The following is a 14,285-nucleotide window of genomic DNA, read 5'->3' as shown; positions in this document are numbered from 1 at the left end:
GGCGTGACGGAGGGGCGGTTCGCGCATTACCCCTCCACCATGCTTCGCATGGTCCCCCTCCCCATGCCTTCGGCACAGGGAGGAAAATGATATGAACGCTCCGCTTCCTACGCGTCGTGACGAGGCTTGGCGTTATGCTGATCTCAAGGCGCTCGAAACCGTCTGGGCGAAGCTAGACGGCCCCGAGAAAATCAACGTGCCTGCGGGCGAAACTGTCTCTCGCCAGATTTCCGAATTGCCGGTGATCGACGGCGTTGGCGTGATCGATCTTGATGTCACCATTGGCGACAAGGCGACGTTCAATATCCATGTGCTGGCGCACAATGCCGACTATGGCCGGATTCAGGTCAAGGCAACGCTTGGCAATGGCTCGCATTTTGAACTGGGTGGCGCGATTCTCGGGTCGGGCAAGCAGACGCTGGAAATCGTCACCGAGACGATCCACGCCGAGCCCAATGCGACCTCCAACCAGGTGGTGCGCTCGGTACTGGCGGACACGGCGACCGGAAGCTTCCTCGGCAGCATCAACGTGGCCCGCCACGCGCAGAAAACCGATGCGGCGCAGTCGGTCAAATCGATGCTGCTCGATCGCGGTGCGACCGCGAACGCCAAGCCCGAGTTGGAAATTTTCGCCGATGATGTGAAATGCGCCCATGGCGCGACCGTCGGTGAACTCGACAAGCAGGCGCTTTTCTACCTCGCCTCGCGCGGCCTGCCGCCGGCGCTGGCGAAGAAATTGATGCTGCAGGCGTTTATTGCCGATGCTTTTGTTTCGGTTGATGATGATGCGGTGCGGGACGCGATCGAAGGCAAGGCGCTTGAGGTGTTGGAGGCTTTGTCGTGAGCCAGAGCAGCTCTCTTCCGTTCGCTTCGAGCGAAGTCGAGAAGCCGGTTGTGGCCGATAGCGGTGTCTCGACTGCGCTCGACACGAACGGTGTTGCACCATCTTATCGGGCGGACTTCCCCGGCATAGCCGCTGACTGGCACTATCTCGACTCCGCCGCCACCGCACAGAAACCCAAGGCGGTTCTGGACGCCATCGCCCGCGCCTACGGCCCGGATTATGCCACCGTCCACCGCGGCGTCTATGCCCGGTCCGCCAATATGACTTTGGCCTATGAAGCCGCGCGCAAACGCGTTGCCGGTTTTCTCGGCGCTGCATCCGAAAATGAAATCGTCTTCACCAGCGGCGCGACGGACAGTATCAATCTGGTCGCCGAAAGCTGGGGCAACAAATTTGTCGGGCAGGGCGACCGCATCATGCTGTCGCAGCTTGAGCATCATTCGAATATCGTGCCGTGGCAGATGCTGGCCGAGCGGGTCGGCGCGCATATCGATGTCGCGCCGCTGACCGAGGATGGCCAGATTGATCTCGACTGGATCGAAGCGCATCTGACCGAACAGCATAAGCTGGTCGCGCTGGCCCATGTTTCCAACGTGCTCGGGTCCTTGCTCGACGGTAAACGGGCGGCGGCCATCGCGCACAAGGTTGGCGCGAAGCTGTTGCTCGACGGCTGTCAGGCCGCGCCGCGTCTGCCCGTCGATGTACAGGATCTCGGTTGCGATTTTTACGTCTTTTCGGGGCACAAGATTTACGGGCCGACCGGCATCGGGGCTCTATGGGCGCCTTATGCGACGCTCGAAGCCATGCCGCCCTGGAAGGGTGGCGGGTCGATGATCGACCGCGTGTCTTTTGACGGCACGACCTACGCGCCGCCGCCGGGCCGCTTTGAAGCGGGGACGCCGCATATCGTCGGCGTGGTCGGGCTGGATGCCGCGATCCAATATGTCGAGGGCATCGGTCTCGACGTGATTTCGGATCATGAAAATGCGACCTTGGCCAAGGCGCGGGAAGCCTTGTCCGGGATCAACTCGGTACGGGTCTTTGGTCCGGACAAGAGCATGGGAATTTTGAGTTTCGCGGTCGGCGACGTGCATCCGCATGATGTCGCCACTATATTGGATGAAGGCGGGGTTGCGATCCGCGCCGGCCATCATTGCGCGCAGCCGCTGATGGACTATCTCGGTGTAGCAGCAACGGCGCGGGCGAGTTTCGGGATTTACAGTGATGACAGGGATGTCGCCGCTCTGGTGGACGGCATCAATCGGGTCAGAAAGATTTTCGGGTAAGGTGACGATATGAACGAAGAACGCAAGATATTGGTCGAAGAAGTCGATTCGGTCGAAAAGCCGAAACTGGCGAAAGTCGAGGATGCTGTCGAGGACACTCCGTTCGTCTCGAGCGAAGTCGAGAGACCGGATGATGGCGAGCAAAGTGTCTCGACTACGCTCGACACGAACAGCAAAGCGACACCCGTCATGGCGCCATCGCCTTTCGAAGCGGAAAGCGATGCGGCGAAGCTCAATCGCAAGAAGGATTATCTCGAAGGCTTTCTGGCGCAGAAACCGACCGAGGCACCGGCCGGTGAAGCCGGTGGCGATCTCTACGAAGCGGTGATCGATACGCTGAAATCCATCTTCGATCCGGAAATTCCGGTGAATATCTATGATCTCGGCCTGATCTACGGCGTCGAGATTACGGCGGATAATCACGCGATCGTGACCATGACCCTGACCACGCCGCATTGCCCGGTCGCCGAATCGATGCCCGGCGAGATAGAGCTGCAAGTCGGCAGCGTGCCCGGCGTCGGCCACGCCGAAGTCAATCTCGTCTGGGACCCGCCATGGGACCCGCAGAAGATGAGCGACGAAGCGAAGCTTGAACTGGGGATGTTGTGATCAATTCCCCTCCCGCTTGCGGGAGGGGAGTTCGGCGGCTCTTGGCCTCGTCCGGGGGACGAGGCTGCTGCCAAACTGGGTGGGGCTACAGTGAGCTTTCGGGCCATCCACAATCCCACCCCCGACCCCTCCCGTAAACGGGAGGGGAGAAGGAGAATGAAATGACCGACACGAAAACCAAAACCCGCGAAATACCCGCCGCGATCAATCTGACGCCGGCGGCGGAGCAGCGCATTGCCGACCTGATGGCCAAGGCACCCGACGACGCGATCGGCGTGAAACTATCCACCCCGCGCCGCGGCTGCTCGGGCCTTGCCTATTCGGTCGATTATATCACTGAGGAAGTCCCGTTCGACGAGAAGATCATCACCCCCGGCGGGATATTCTATGTTGATGGTGGATCGGTGCTCTACCTGATCGGCAGCACGATGGACTGGGTGGAGGATGATTTCACCGCTGGTTTTGTGTTTGAGAATCCGAACGCCAAGGGTGCTTGCGGTTGTGGGGAGAGTTTTACGGTTTAGAAGTTTTTCTAGCCACGGTAGCAAATAAAAAGACCCCGACGTGAAAACGCCGGGGTCTTTTTATTTCGTCATCCTGAACTTGTTTACCTTGGGTGGCCTTCGGCTCAGGATCTCATGCTGATCGCGCTTGCCTAACGAGGTGCTGAAACAAGTTCAGCATGACGTGAGGGGCGAATTTCCTTCTCTTTTTTTAAGAGAGAAGGCTGTGAGCAACGATTGCCAAAAACAAACCCCTCCTTTTCAAAGGAGGGGTAGGGGTGGTTTATGAGGAGGCTGGCTCGATGCCAGTCTCCGAATTTGTGGGTGAGGATAGACACCACCCCAACCCCTCCTCTGAAGAGGAGGGGCTAAGTGTGCTTAAACCTTGCTTGTCAGTTCCGGAACCGCATCAAACAGATCCGCAACCAGCCCGATATCCGCAACCTGGAAAATCGGGGCGTCTTCGTCCTTGTTGATGGCGACGATGATCTTGCTGTCCTTCATGCCGGCGAGATGCTGGATCGCGCCGGAGATGCCGATGGCGATATAGACTTCCGGAGCGACGATCTTGCCGGTCTGGCCGACCTGATAGTCGTTCGGGACATAGCCCGCATCGACCGCAGCGCGCGAGGCACCGATGCCGGCACCGAGCTTGTCTGCCAGTGGCGTGATCACTTCCTCGAACTTCTCGCCCGATCCGAGAGCACGACCACCGGAGACGATGATCTTGGCGCTGGTCAGTTCGGGGCGTTCGGACTTGGCGATTTCCTCGCTGACGAAGCTGGACAGGCCAGCGTCGCTGGCGCCGCCAACGGCTTCGATCGTGCCGGAGCCGCCTTCGGTGGCTGCCTTGTCAAAAGCCGTGCCGCGCACGGTGATGATCTTCTTGGCATCCGACGATTTGACCGTGGCAATCGCGTTGCCGGCGTAGATTGGCCGGGTGAACGTGTCTTCGCTTTCGACCGAGAGAATATCGCTGATCTGCATGACGTCGAGCAGGGCTGCGACGCGCGGGGCGATATTCTTGCCGGTGGTGGTGGCTGGCGCGAGGAACGCATCGTGCGTGTCCATCAGGCTGGCGATCAGCGGCGCGGCATTTTCCGCGAGCTGGTTGGCGAGCGCGGCATCGTCGGCGACGTGGACGGTGGCGACGCCGGCGACCTTGGCAACCTGTTCGGCAACGCTGGCGCAGCCGGAACCGATGACGAGAGCGTGGACTTCGCCCAGTTGCGACGCGGCGGTGACAACGGCCAGCGTCGCGTCTTTCATGTTCGTGTTGTCATGTTCTACGAGTACGAGAGTTTTCATTTTGTAACTCCTTCAAATTCTTTCAAAAACCGTTCGTGCTGAGCCTGTCGAAGCACCTTGTCCCACCATCCTTCGACAAGCTCAGGATGAACGGGGGTGATTGGGCTCAAACGGTTAAATGGCTCCCACAGCTTTGAGTTTCGCGACCAGCGCATCGACGTCTTCGACCTTTTCACCGGCCTGGCGAACCGGGGGCTCGGTGACGGTGATGGTGGTGAGACGCGGGCTGATGTCGACGCCGTAATCGGCTGGCGTTTTCTCATCCATCGGTTTTTTCTTTGCCTTCATGATGTTCGGCAGCGATGCATAGCGCGGTTCGTTGAGGCGCAGGTCGGTGGTGACCACGGCGGGCAGGTTCAGCTTGACCGTCTGCAGGCCACCGTCGATTTCGCGTTTGACGGTGATGCTGTCGCTGTCGAGTTCGACGGTGTTGGCAAAGGTACCCTGACCCCAGCCGAGCAGAGCTGCGAGCATCTGGCCGGTTTGGTTCGAATCGTCATCGATTGCCTGCTTGCCGGTGATGACCAGCTGCGGTGCTTCTTCTGCAACGATCTTCGCAAGGATCTTGGCGACGGCCAATGGTTCGACTTCTTCGTCGGTCACAACCAGGATCGCGCGGTCTGCACCCATGGCGAGAGCGGTACGGAGAGTTTCCTGCGCTTTCTGCGGGCCAACCGATACAGCGATGATTTCTTCTGCCTTGCCGGCCTCTTTCAGGCGGATGGCTTCTTCAACCGAGATTTCGTCAAACGGGTTCATCGACATTTTGACATTGGCGAGATCGACGCCGCTGCCGTCGGACTTGACCCGGGGTTTTACGTTATAATCTATGACCCGTTTTACGGGCACCAGGATTTTCATTGCTGTTTCCTTTTTCAAATTTCACTAACCGATTAGCTTACGTTCACGTAAACGTCAAGTTTTACGCTGCGATGCAGCATTTGCGATTCCTGTCCAACTCTCCGTTCGTCCTGAGCCTGTCGAAGGACGAGGGAGCGCGCAGGTTCGTACTTCGACAAGCTCAGCACGAACGGGACCCGCTCCTCTTTGCCTCAGGCCGCTTCTTTGACCTGCGCGACAATCTTTTTAGCAGCATCGCCGAGATCATCGGCCGACACGATCGGCAGACCGCTGTTGGCGAGGATTTCCTTGCCCTTTTCGACATTGGTTCCTTCAAGACGAACCACCAGTGGCACCGAAAGATCGACTTCCTTGGCCGCGGCAACGATGCCCTCGGCGATGATGTCGCATTTCATGATGCCGCCAAAAATGTTGACGAGAATGCCTTCGACCGCAGGATCGGCGAGGATGATCTTGAACGCTGCGGTAACCTTTTCCTTGGTCGCGCCGCCGCCCACGTCGAGGAAGTTGGCAGGAAATGCGCCATTGAGCTTGATGATATCCATCGTCGCCATCGCCAGGCCGGCACCATTGACCATGCAGCCGATATTGCCGTCGAGCTTGATATAGGCGAGGTCGGACTTGCTGGCCTCGACTTCCGCCGGGTCTTCCTCGGTTTCGTCGCGCAGCGCTGCGATATCGGGATGGCGCATCAGCGCGTTGCCGTCAAAGCTCATCTTGGTGTCGAGCACGATCAGTTGCTGATCTTCGGTCACCACCAGCGGGTTGATCTCGACCATTTCGCAATCCATCGCCATGAACGCGTCGTAGAGTTTCTTGCCGAGCTTCTGTGCCTGCTTGTTGAGGTCGCCGTCGAGTCCGAGCGCGAAGGCAATGGTCCGGCCATGATGCGGCATGAAACCCTGGGCCGGATCAATGGTGATCGTCTTGATTTTTTCCGGTGTATTATGGGCAACGTCTTCGATGTCCATTCCGCCTTCGGTCGAGACGACTATGGCGACGCGGCCACTGGCCCGGTCGACCAGCATGGAGAGGTAGAATTCTTTCTCGATATCGACGCCGTCGGTGACATAGAGACGGTTGACCTGCTTGCCTTCGTCACCGGTCTGGATGGTCACCAGAGTATTGCCGAGCATTTCCTCGGCATTGGTGCGCACGTCGTCGATCGACTTGGACAGCCGAACGCCGCCTTTGGCGTCGGGTCCCAGTTCCTTATATTTGCCCTTGCCGCGTCCGCCCGCATGAATCTGCGCCTTGACCACATAGAGCGGTCCGGGGAGCTTTTCGGCTGCGGCGACCGCATCTTCAACGGTGAGCGCAGCATAGCCGGCGGGTACGGCGATGCCGTGTTTGGCAAGCAGTTCCTTGCCCTGATATTCGTGAATGTTCATGGAAAGATGTTAAGCCTTTCATCGAGCTTGAAAATGATCTTGTCAAAGGTACGAGTCTTGCGTGAGGCTTAAGCACAGATGGTGGCGCATTTCCACCCTGATTCATGATAATTGTCGGTTGGCTCTGCTGATGTGCGAATATAGGTTACGCGTGAAACCAATGGCGCTTGACGCATATGCAACTGGTGACAAATTTCACCATGAGCATGGGCAAAACGGTCGCTATCGCGGCGACATTTGGCTTTTTGCGCCGTCGGTTCCCGAGTGGAAACCGACTCCCGTCGTGCTGGCGAAGAATGACGGCTCTGGCGGGACTATCATCTGATCCGGGCCGAAATTGACAAAAGCCGCAGGTTGCGAAATTTTCGGCGCCATTTGCGCGTCAGATCGAAACGCTATTTCACTGCGCAGACAACACCGGACGACGTGACAACGCCGACGATCTCCGGATCCTGGAGGGCCCGGGTCTGTTTGACAAATTCGTTGATCGTCACATCACCGGCTTTGTGTTTTCTGAGCTTTCCCAGACCATTGAGCTTGCTCAATTGCCCCAGCGACAGGCGATCCACCATCCGGTCCGCCATGCAGGCTGATATAGGTGCGGATAATCCCGCACTTATCAAACCGTTGCGGACCCGGGTTTCGGGGGTGGCGCAAGCCGCCAGGGCCAATAGTGCCGTCATCATCACAATGATGCGGGGTGCGTTCATTTCTTGCTCTTCGCCAGTTCGATCGCTTCAAGCACGACTCGCCGTGCTTCGTCGGCGTCGCCCCATTTGCCAACCCGGACCCATTTTTCGGGTTCTAGGTCTTTATAATGGGTGAAGAAATGCTCAATCTGCTGCATCACGATTTCCGGCAGATGGCTGCCCTCGTCGATCTTGCGATAATATGGGAAGGTCGCGTCAATCGGCACGCAGAGCAGCTTTTCATCGCCGCCATGTTCGTCTTCGAGGTTGAGCACGGCAATCGGACGGCAGCGTACGACGCAGCCGGGCATGAAAGGCGAGCGGGCGACGACCAGTGCGTCGAGCGGGTCACCATCGGGCGACAAAGTGTGCGGGACGAAGCCGTAATTGGCAGGATAACGCATCGGCGTGTGAAGGATGCGGTCGACGAACAGTGCGCCGGATTCCTTGTCGAATTCATATTTGACGGGTTCGCCACCAACCGGAACTTCTATTACGACGTTCAGGCTTTCCGGCGGGTTATCGCCGATCGGGATTTTGTTAATGTCCATTGAAAAGGGGGTCCTTATCTGGTTTTCGGTTGCAACAGCCGGTCTATGCCGCCTTCTTGATCAACACCCTCTCCGGTGATTTTCTCGAGCGCCGGATAGCGCAGGCCACCGGAATGGTCGACCATAAAATTGTGATAGGCTTCGCCATTTTTTGCAAAGATTTCGATCTTGCCGTCACTGCCGCGATTTTCCTCGATCGCCTGCTTGAGTGCTTCTTCGCTATAGGCCTTGCCATTGACTGCGGAGATAGTCAGGCCGGATTTCAGACCGGCGGCGAACGCCGGGCTGTCCCAGACCACAGACTTTATGGTTCCCTTGCCACCCATGATCAGTCCAATGCTGTGGCTGAGGTCGACCTGTTTGCGGCGCTTGTCATTGGCGAGTATATAGGCGCTTGGCGTGTCGACAAAGACAAGCCGGTAGCCGCCGAGCTTGAGGCCATTGTGGGGGACTTCGATGCCGGACTGGTAAACCCGCTCCTCGATGAACCCGTCCCAGTCATAGGGCTGGACCTTGGTGAGCGCAGCCACAACATCCTGCCGCCCGTAGGTAACGACGCCCCAGTCGCCATCCTCGCCGCCAAAAAAGCTCTGAGCAAAATCCTCCAGCGACTTCTTGCCACCCGATTCGCGGCGGATGATCTGGTCGGCTTCGAGCCAGATCAGCAGGCCTTCATTATAATAATCCTCGGACCGCTGCCAGCTGGCCCAGGGTTTTGGTCGTCGCGCGGCGATGATCGGATCATGCGTGGTGTCGATCAGAGGGCGCCAGCTCCGTCCGACTTGCTGACCCATGCCCGCTGCGATGGCTGCCAGGGCATCGAGCGTATCCTGTTTGGAATAGAGTCCGGATCGCGCGCCCAGCACATAGCCCCAAAATTGCGTTTGTCCTTCATAGACCCATAGCAGATTGTTGCGCATCGGTTGCCGAAAATCGGGCGTCCACATGCCTTGCGGGCGACGATATTTGCCATTCCATGCATGGGTGATCTCGTGCGGCAGCAGGTTGCGGCGACCCGGCCCGCTATCCCAGTCGGTGAAATATTCACGGTTCACGCCATTTTCAGATGAGCGGTGATGCTCCAGGCCGATGCCGCCCATTTCGTCGGTCATCGCGAGCAGAAAATCATAACGGTCATAGGGATGGCTGCCGAACAGGGCCTCGGCCTCCTTGACCAGTGCGATATGCGGAGCAATCTGCGCTTTCGAAGGCTGCAAATATTTTGCGTCATCGGCCACAATATTGAGATGGGCCCGGCTGGTCAGCGGGTAGGACCGAAAATTCTGTCCGGCAAAGACCGGGCTATCGACCAGAGTGTCATAATCGGTCTTCTGATAGACGACCATATTGCCGCTGGTTGATTTCGGACGCAGGGCGCTCGCTGCCTGCCAGCCATCGGGATAGATGGCGGTTGCCTCGACTGGAATCTGGCGGACATAATAGCCGGCCGGATAGAGCGACACCTGATGCCAGCGCAGGTTGAGCATCGATGGCGCCATGACGATGCGGCCATGGCTGCTGGTGGTGGCCGAGACAAATTCGAATTTTGCAGTAATCGTGCGGATATTTTCGGGAATGGTCAGGTGAAAGGCGAAAACATCGACATCGTCGCGGACCCACGCCAGTTTATCGCCATTGGCAGTGAATTCCAGCCCGGTGATTTTCTCGATCTCGCCGCGCGGAGCATGATTGCCGGGCAGCCATTCAGGGTAAAGCAGGGTCAGGCGACCCGCTTGGGCCACCGGAATCGTCTGGATGACGCGGAATATGCCCTGGTCATGATCGCGGGCATCGACTTTCAATTTTATGATACCGGGATAGGCCACGTCCTGCGGCGCCGGGATCGTTTCTTGCGGTGCGACATAGTTCGGTTTGCTGAGATTCTTGGGCATCGCCGAAGCGGGTGCAAAAATTGTCAGGCTCAAGATAACGCCCAGTACAGCAACGACACGCATGTGAAGAAAATCCTCTGAATATGTTCCTTTCGCAAATGAAGCTTTTTGACTGCGCCGTCTAGTGGTTGCGAACCTCCCCTTCGACGGGGCCATGCAAGACGATTGAAAAACATATTCCGCTTTTCCCGATCACCGTCTAAAGGCTGCGCATGGCAAAGATACAGACACCCCAGCCGGTGCGCGGCACGCAGGATATTTTCGGCGAAGAGCAGGAACGCTTTCATCATGTCGTCGAGACATTCGAACGCGTGCGGCGGTTATACGGGTTCAAGGGCGTCGAAATGCCGGTGTTTGAACCGACTGCGGTATTCGCCCGTTCGCTCGGAGAGACCACCGATGTCGTGTCCAAGGAAATGTACAGTTTCGAGGATCGCGGTGGCGACAGCCTGACCCTGCGCCCCGAATTTACCGCGGGCATTTGCCGGGCGTTTCTGAGCAACGGCTGGCAGCAGCATGTGCCGCTGAAACTGTCGGCGCACGGGCCTTTGTTCCGTTATGAACGGCCGCAAAAGGGGCGCTACCGGCAATTTCACCAGCTCGATGCAGAGATTATCGGCGCGGGCGAAGCCGCTGCGGATGTCGAACTATTGTGCTTTGCCGATCAGCTTCTGAACGAGCTGGGCATTGCTGATGGTGTGACCTTGCAGCTCAATACTCTGGGCGATGCCGAAAGCCGCGACGCGTGGCGCGATGCTCTGGTCGAGCATTTCCAGGCGCATAAAGCGGAGCTGTCGCAGGACAGTCAGGACCGGCTGGAGCGCAATCCGCTGAGGATTCTTGACAGCAAGGAACGGCAGGACCGCCCGATTGCCGATGCTGCACCGGATATTGATGCCTATCTGTCGAACGAAGCGAAGGAATTTTTCGCCCAGGTCACTGAAGGGCTCGATGCTTGCGGTGTCGCATGGACCCGCAACAGCCGGTTGGTGCGCGGTCTGGATTATTATCGCCATACGGCCTTTGAATTTGTCACCGACCGGCTCGGCGCGCAGGGAACCGTCCTGGCTGGTGGCCGTTATGACGGCCTGATGGAATCTCTTGGTGGACCTGCCACGCCTGCGGTCGGCTGGGCTGCCGGGATCGAGCGGCTGGGAATGTTGCTGGAAGAGCCGAAAGCTGCTGGACCCGATGCCATTTTCATTCCGCTGGGCGATGGCTGCGAAGCGTCGGCGATGAAACTCATAGGCGAGTTGCGCCGAGCGGGCGTCAGCTGCGACATGGCCTATAAGGGCAATATGAAAAAGCGGATGCAAAAGGCCAATGCGGCTGGAGCGGCGCATGTGATCATCATCGGCGAGAATGAACTGGCCAATGGTGTGGCTGCGGTCAAGAATCTGGCTACCGGTGATCAGCGGGAAATTGTCTTGAGCGGCCTGGTCGAGGCGTTGACTGCATGACCAGCATTACCCCGCAAAGACTGGCGCAGATCGAGGCGCGTTTTGCCGAGTTGCAGGCGATGATGGCGTCCGGCGATCTCGACAGCGACAAATTTGTCGCCGTCTCCAAGGAATATGCCGAGATCGAGCCGGTCGCCGAGGCGGCAGCGCAGGTCAAAAACCTACGCGATGAGCAAGATGGCTTGGCCGAGATGCTCGCCGGGGACGACGCCGAGATGAAGGCGATGGCGGCAGACGAAGTGGATGGTGTGAAAAAGGCGCTCGAAAAGGCCGAACATGCCCTCGCGCTGCAATTGCTACCGAAGGACAGCGCCGATGATCGCCCCGCAATGCTCGAAATTCGTGCTGGTACCGGTGGCGACGAGGCCGCGCTTTTCGCCGGTGATCTTTTCCGCATGTATACCCGCTATGCCGAGGATCAGGGCTGGAAGGTCGAGATGATCTCGGCCAATGCCTCGGAAGTCGGCGGATTCAAGGAAGTCGTCGCCAATATTCAGGGCAAGGGCGTGTTTGCCAAGCTCAAGTTTGAATCCGGTGTCCACCGGGTGCAGCGCGTGCCGGAAACGGAGAGCGGCGGGCGTATCCATACCTCCGCCGCGACAGTCGCGATCCTGCCGGAGCCGGAAGAAGTCGACATCAAGATCCGCACCGAGGATTTGCGCATCGATACCTATCGGGCGAGCGGCGCCGGTGGCCAGCATGTCAACAAGACCGACAGCGCGATCCGCATCACCCACTTGCCGACAGGGCTCGTCGTGCAGTGCCAGGACGGCAAGTCGCAGCACAAGAACAAGGCGCAGGCGCTAAAGGTATTGGCGGCGCGGCTGTACGAGCAGGAGCGCGATGCGGTGCAGAGCGAGGAAGCCGAAGCGCGCAAGTCGATGGTTGGCAGTGGCGATCGAAGCGAGCGCATCCGCACCTATAATTATCCGCAGGGCCGGGTCACCGATCACCGAATCAACCTGACTCTGCACAAGCTGCCCGAAATCATCGAGGGCACGGCGCTGGGCGAGATGATCGATGCGCTGATCGCCGAGGATGAGGCCAGCCGGCTCGCCAATCTGGATGGGTGATGCCGCCGTTGCCCTGCGCGAAGCGGCGCAGAGACTGTCCGATATTTCCGAAAGCCCGCGCCTTGATGCGGAATTGCTGATGGCCCATGGCTTGCAGATCGAGCGGTCCGAACTGCTGCTGAAGCTGCCTGAACTGGAAGCACCGGCTGAATTTTCCGCTCTGGTCGAACGACGGCAGAAGTCGGAACCGATTGCCCATATCATCGGCCAAAAGGAATTCTGGGGTCTGGATTTTCAGGTGACACCGGATGTCCTGATCCCCCGGCCCGACAGCGAAGTGCTGATCGAGGAGGCGGTTCGCATATGCGCATCCGCGCCTCCGCAACGGATAGTCGATCTGGGCACGGGCAGCGGCGCGCTTTTGCTCGCAGCCTTGCACGAGTTTCCGCAAGCCCGGGGTCTGGGTATGGATGCCAGCGCTGCCGCCTTGCAGATTGCGCACAATAATGCCGATGCGCTTGGATTGTCGGATCGTGCCAGCTTTGTGCTGCTGGACTGGACAGAGGCAGATTGGACAAATTCGCTCGGATCCGGTTTCGATCTGATCCTCGCCAATCCGCCCTATGTTTCGACCAGCGCCCGATTGTCTGCGGATGTTGCTGGTTTTGAACCGCACAAGGCGCTGTTCGCCGGCGAAGACGGGCTGGACGACTATAAGATCATCATCCCGGCGCTGGAAAAGCTGCTCTCGCCGACCGGAATCGCCCTGCTTGAAATCGGCTTTGATCAGGCAGAACCAGTTTCCAAAATCGCCGCAAATAACGGTTATCTTGTTGAGTTAAAACAAGATTTAGGCGGCAATGACCGTTTGTTGACGCTTCGCCGGTAAAAAGGGCTTGGTTTTGCCGAAGCGAGTCGCTAAGACTTGCTCAGGCCCAGAGGATTTCTGGCTTTTTCCCTAAATCTCTGGCCTGCCCCCAACTCGATAATGTTGCTGGTTTTCGGCGTACATTTGTCTTGTATGGGCCGCTGTCGACGGGTTGTCTTCAGCGCAATCGCCACCAGTGTGTGGCTATGACTTGAGAAAGACCAAGTTTATTATCGGTATAAGGATACCTAAAATTTGATGAACAATCGTCAGCCTGGCCGCCGTGGGCGCAGCCGGAACACCAATAACCGCCCCCAGGGCAACCGCGGTGGCGGATCGGACCGTGATAACCGGATCGACAACCGCGCGCGTGGCAACGCTGCGCAGATGCTCGAGAAATTCAAGAAAATGGCGCAGGATGCGCAGGTCAATGGCGACCGCGTCCAGGCCGAATATTATCATCAATTTGCCGATCATTATTTCCGTGTAAATGCCGATACCATTGCCCGCCGCGAAGAGCAGCGGATCGCTCGCGAAGAACCGCGCGGAGACAATCGGTCCGATAACCGCAATGACAATCGTTCGGACAACCGTAATGACAATCGCGGCAATGGCTCCAGCCAGGATGATTCCAGCGATAGCGGAGATGGTGACAACCAGCGCAGCCGTCCGCAGCAAGCGCAGAAGAATCGCCCACAGCGTGAAGATCGGAATGATCGCGACGATGTGACCGCGAAAGAAGCTGCTCCGGAAGAAAAGAAGCCGGTTCGCAGTCGGCGTCCCCGCAAGGTCGAAAATGTAGCGACCCGCTCCGAAAATACGGAAAAAAATGGCGAGTCCAACGGACTGGATGCCAGCGCTCTGCCGCCTGCGATTTCGCAATCGGTCGGCGTGGAAGTGGAAAAGAAACCCCCGCGCAAAAAGCGGGTGGTCAAGCCCAAGGCAACCGAAGAAAGCGACGCTCTTTAAGCAAGGCTTCGCCTGATGGAAACAGGGGCGGGCATAGCAGC

Annotated in this window: 15 protein-coding genes; 9 read left to right on the top strand and 6 right to left on the bottom strand. The window is 58.2% G+C overall.

Annotated features, from left to right (window positions below):
- Window positions 1-91: 91 nt before the first annotated feature.
- The 4 genes from AZE99_RS15195 to AZE99_RS15180 all read left to right on the top strand — a co-directional run bounded on the left by AZE99_RS15195 (window position 92) and on the right by AZE99_RS15180 (window position 3,263).
- Window positions 92-844, top strand: coding sequence for a SufD family Fe-S cluster assembly protein (locus tag AZE99_RS15195; protein ID WP_067202909.1), 753 nt, complete (start codon window positions 92-94; stop codon window positions 842-844).
- Between the two features lie 50 nt (window positions 845-894).
- Window positions 895-2,130, top strand: a complete 1,236-nt coding sequence (locus AZE99_RS15190) for a SufS family cysteine desulfurase (protein WP_067203769.1) — start codon at window positions 895-897, stop codon at window positions 2,128-2,130.
- Window positions 2,131-2,139: 9 nt separating this feature from the next.
- Window positions 2,140-2,739 carry an SUF system Fe-S cluster assembly protein gene (locus tag AZE99_RS15185; protein ID WP_067202907.1) on the top strand — a complete coding sequence of 200 codons (600 nt, stop codon included), beginning with the start codon at window positions 2,140-2,142 and terminating at the stop codon, window positions 2,737-2,739.
- Between the two features lie 161 nt (window positions 2,740-2,900).
- A complete protein-coding gene (locus AZE99_RS15180) occupies window positions 2,901-3,263 on the top strand; it encodes a HesB/IscA family protein (protein WP_067202905.1) in 363 nt (120 codons plus the stop codon).
- A 357-nt stretch (window positions 3,264-3,620) separates the two neighbouring features.
- On the opposite strand, the gene AZE99_RS15175 is transcribed toward AZE99_RS15180, so the two are convergent.
- The 3 genes from AZE99_RS15175 to sucC form a co-directional block, all read right to left on the bottom strand.
- Window positions 3,621-4,550, bottom strand: a complete 930-nt coding sequence (locus AZE99_RS15175; RefSeq protein ID WP_067202902.1) for an electron transfer flavoprotein subunit alpha/FixB family protein — start codon at window positions 4,548-4,550, stop codon at window positions 3,621-3,623.
- Window positions 4,551-4,664: 114 nt separating this feature from the next.
- Window positions 4,665-5,411 carry an electron transfer flavoprotein subunit beta/FixA family protein gene (locus tag AZE99_RS15170; RefSeq protein WP_067202899.1) on the bottom strand — a complete coding sequence of 249 codons (747 nt, stop codon included), beginning with the start codon at window positions 5,409-5,411 and terminating at the stop codon, window positions 4,665-4,667.
- A 191-nt stretch (window positions 5,412-5,602) separates the two neighbouring features.
- On the bottom strand, window positions 5,603-6,802 hold the full coding sequence (sucC, locus tag AZE99_RS15165) for an ADP-forming succinate--CoA ligase subunit beta (RefSeq protein WP_067202896.1): 1,200 nt from the start codon (window positions 6,800-6,802) through the stop codon (window positions 5,603-5,605).
- Between the two features lie 160 nt (window positions 6,803-6,962).
- On the opposite strand from sucC, the gene AZE99_RS16205 reads away from it, so the two are divergent.
- Window positions 6,963-7,127 carry a hypothetical protein gene (locus AZE99_RS16205; protein ID WP_156472298.1) on the top strand — a complete coding sequence of 55 codons (165 nt, stop codon included), beginning with the start codon at window positions 6,963-6,965 and terminating at the stop codon, window positions 7,125-7,127.
- Window positions 7,128-7,197: 70 nt separating this feature from the next.
- Here the strand turns inward: AZE99_RS16205 and AZE99_RS15160 are convergent, their stop codons facing one another.
- Genes AZE99_RS15160 through AZE99_RS15150 form a run of 3 tightly spaced genes read right to left on the bottom strand, consistent with a single transcriptional unit; the run spans window position 7,198 to window position 9,997 of the window.
- Entirely contained in the window at window positions 7,198-7,512 is a 315-nt protein-coding gene (locus AZE99_RS15160; RefSeq protein ID WP_067202894.1) for a hypothetical protein, read from the bottom strand.
- Entirely contained in the window at window positions 7,509-8,042 is a 534-nt protein-coding gene (gene ppa, locus AZE99_RS15155; RefSeq protein WP_067202891.1) for an inorganic diphosphatase, read from the bottom strand. The genes AZE99_RS15160 and ppa overlap by 4 nt, the downstream gene beginning before the upstream one ends.
- Before the next feature lie 14 nt (window positions 8,043-8,056).
- Window positions 8,057-9,997 carry a M61 family metallopeptidase gene (locus tag AZE99_RS15150; RefSeq protein WP_067202888.1) on the bottom strand — a complete coding sequence of 647 codons (1,941 nt, stop codon included), beginning with the start codon at window positions 9,995-9,997 and terminating at the stop codon, window positions 8,057-8,059.
- Window positions 9,998-10,146: 149 nt separating this feature from the next.
- On the opposite strand from AZE99_RS15150, the gene hisS reads away from it, so the two are divergent.
- The 4 genes from hisS (at window position 10,147) to AZE99_RS15130 (ending at window position 14,244) form a co-directional block, all read left to right on the top strand.
- Entirely contained in the window at window positions 10,147-11,394 is a 1,248-nt protein-coding gene (gene hisS, locus AZE99_RS15145; RefSeq protein WP_067202885.1) for a histidine--tRNA ligase, read from the top strand.
- Entirely contained in the window at window positions 11,391-12,467 is a 1,077-nt protein-coding gene (prfA, locus tag AZE99_RS15140) for a peptide chain release factor 1 (protein WP_067202883.1), read from the top strand. The genes hisS and prfA overlap by 4 nt, the downstream gene beginning before the upstream one ends.
- Window positions 12,460-13,296, top strand: a complete 837-nt coding sequence (gene prmC, locus AZE99_RS15135) for a peptide chain release factor N(5)-glutamine methyltransferase (protein ID WP_067202880.1) — start codon at window positions 12,460-12,462, stop codon at window positions 13,294-13,296. The genes prfA and prmC overlap by 8 nt, the downstream gene beginning before the upstream one ends.
- A 237-nt stretch (window positions 13,297-13,533) precedes the next feature.
- Window positions 13,534-14,244, top strand: coding sequence for a DUF4167 domain-containing protein (locus AZE99_RS15130; RefSeq protein WP_067202877.1), 711 nt, complete (start codon window positions 13,534-13,536; stop codon window positions 14,242-14,244).
- Window positions 14,245-14,285 lie beyond the last annotated feature (41 nt).

Origin of the sequence: Sphingorhabdus sp. M41, from assembly GCF_001586275.1 — a bacterium.
In the GTDB taxonomy this organism is placed as follows: domain Bacteria; phylum Pseudomonadota; class Alphaproteobacteria; order Sphingomonadales; family Sphingomonadaceae; genus Parasphingorhabdus.
The sequence above is the reverse complement of the archived record's forward strand: the minus strand, read 5'-3'. Positions and strand labels throughout refer to the sequence as shown.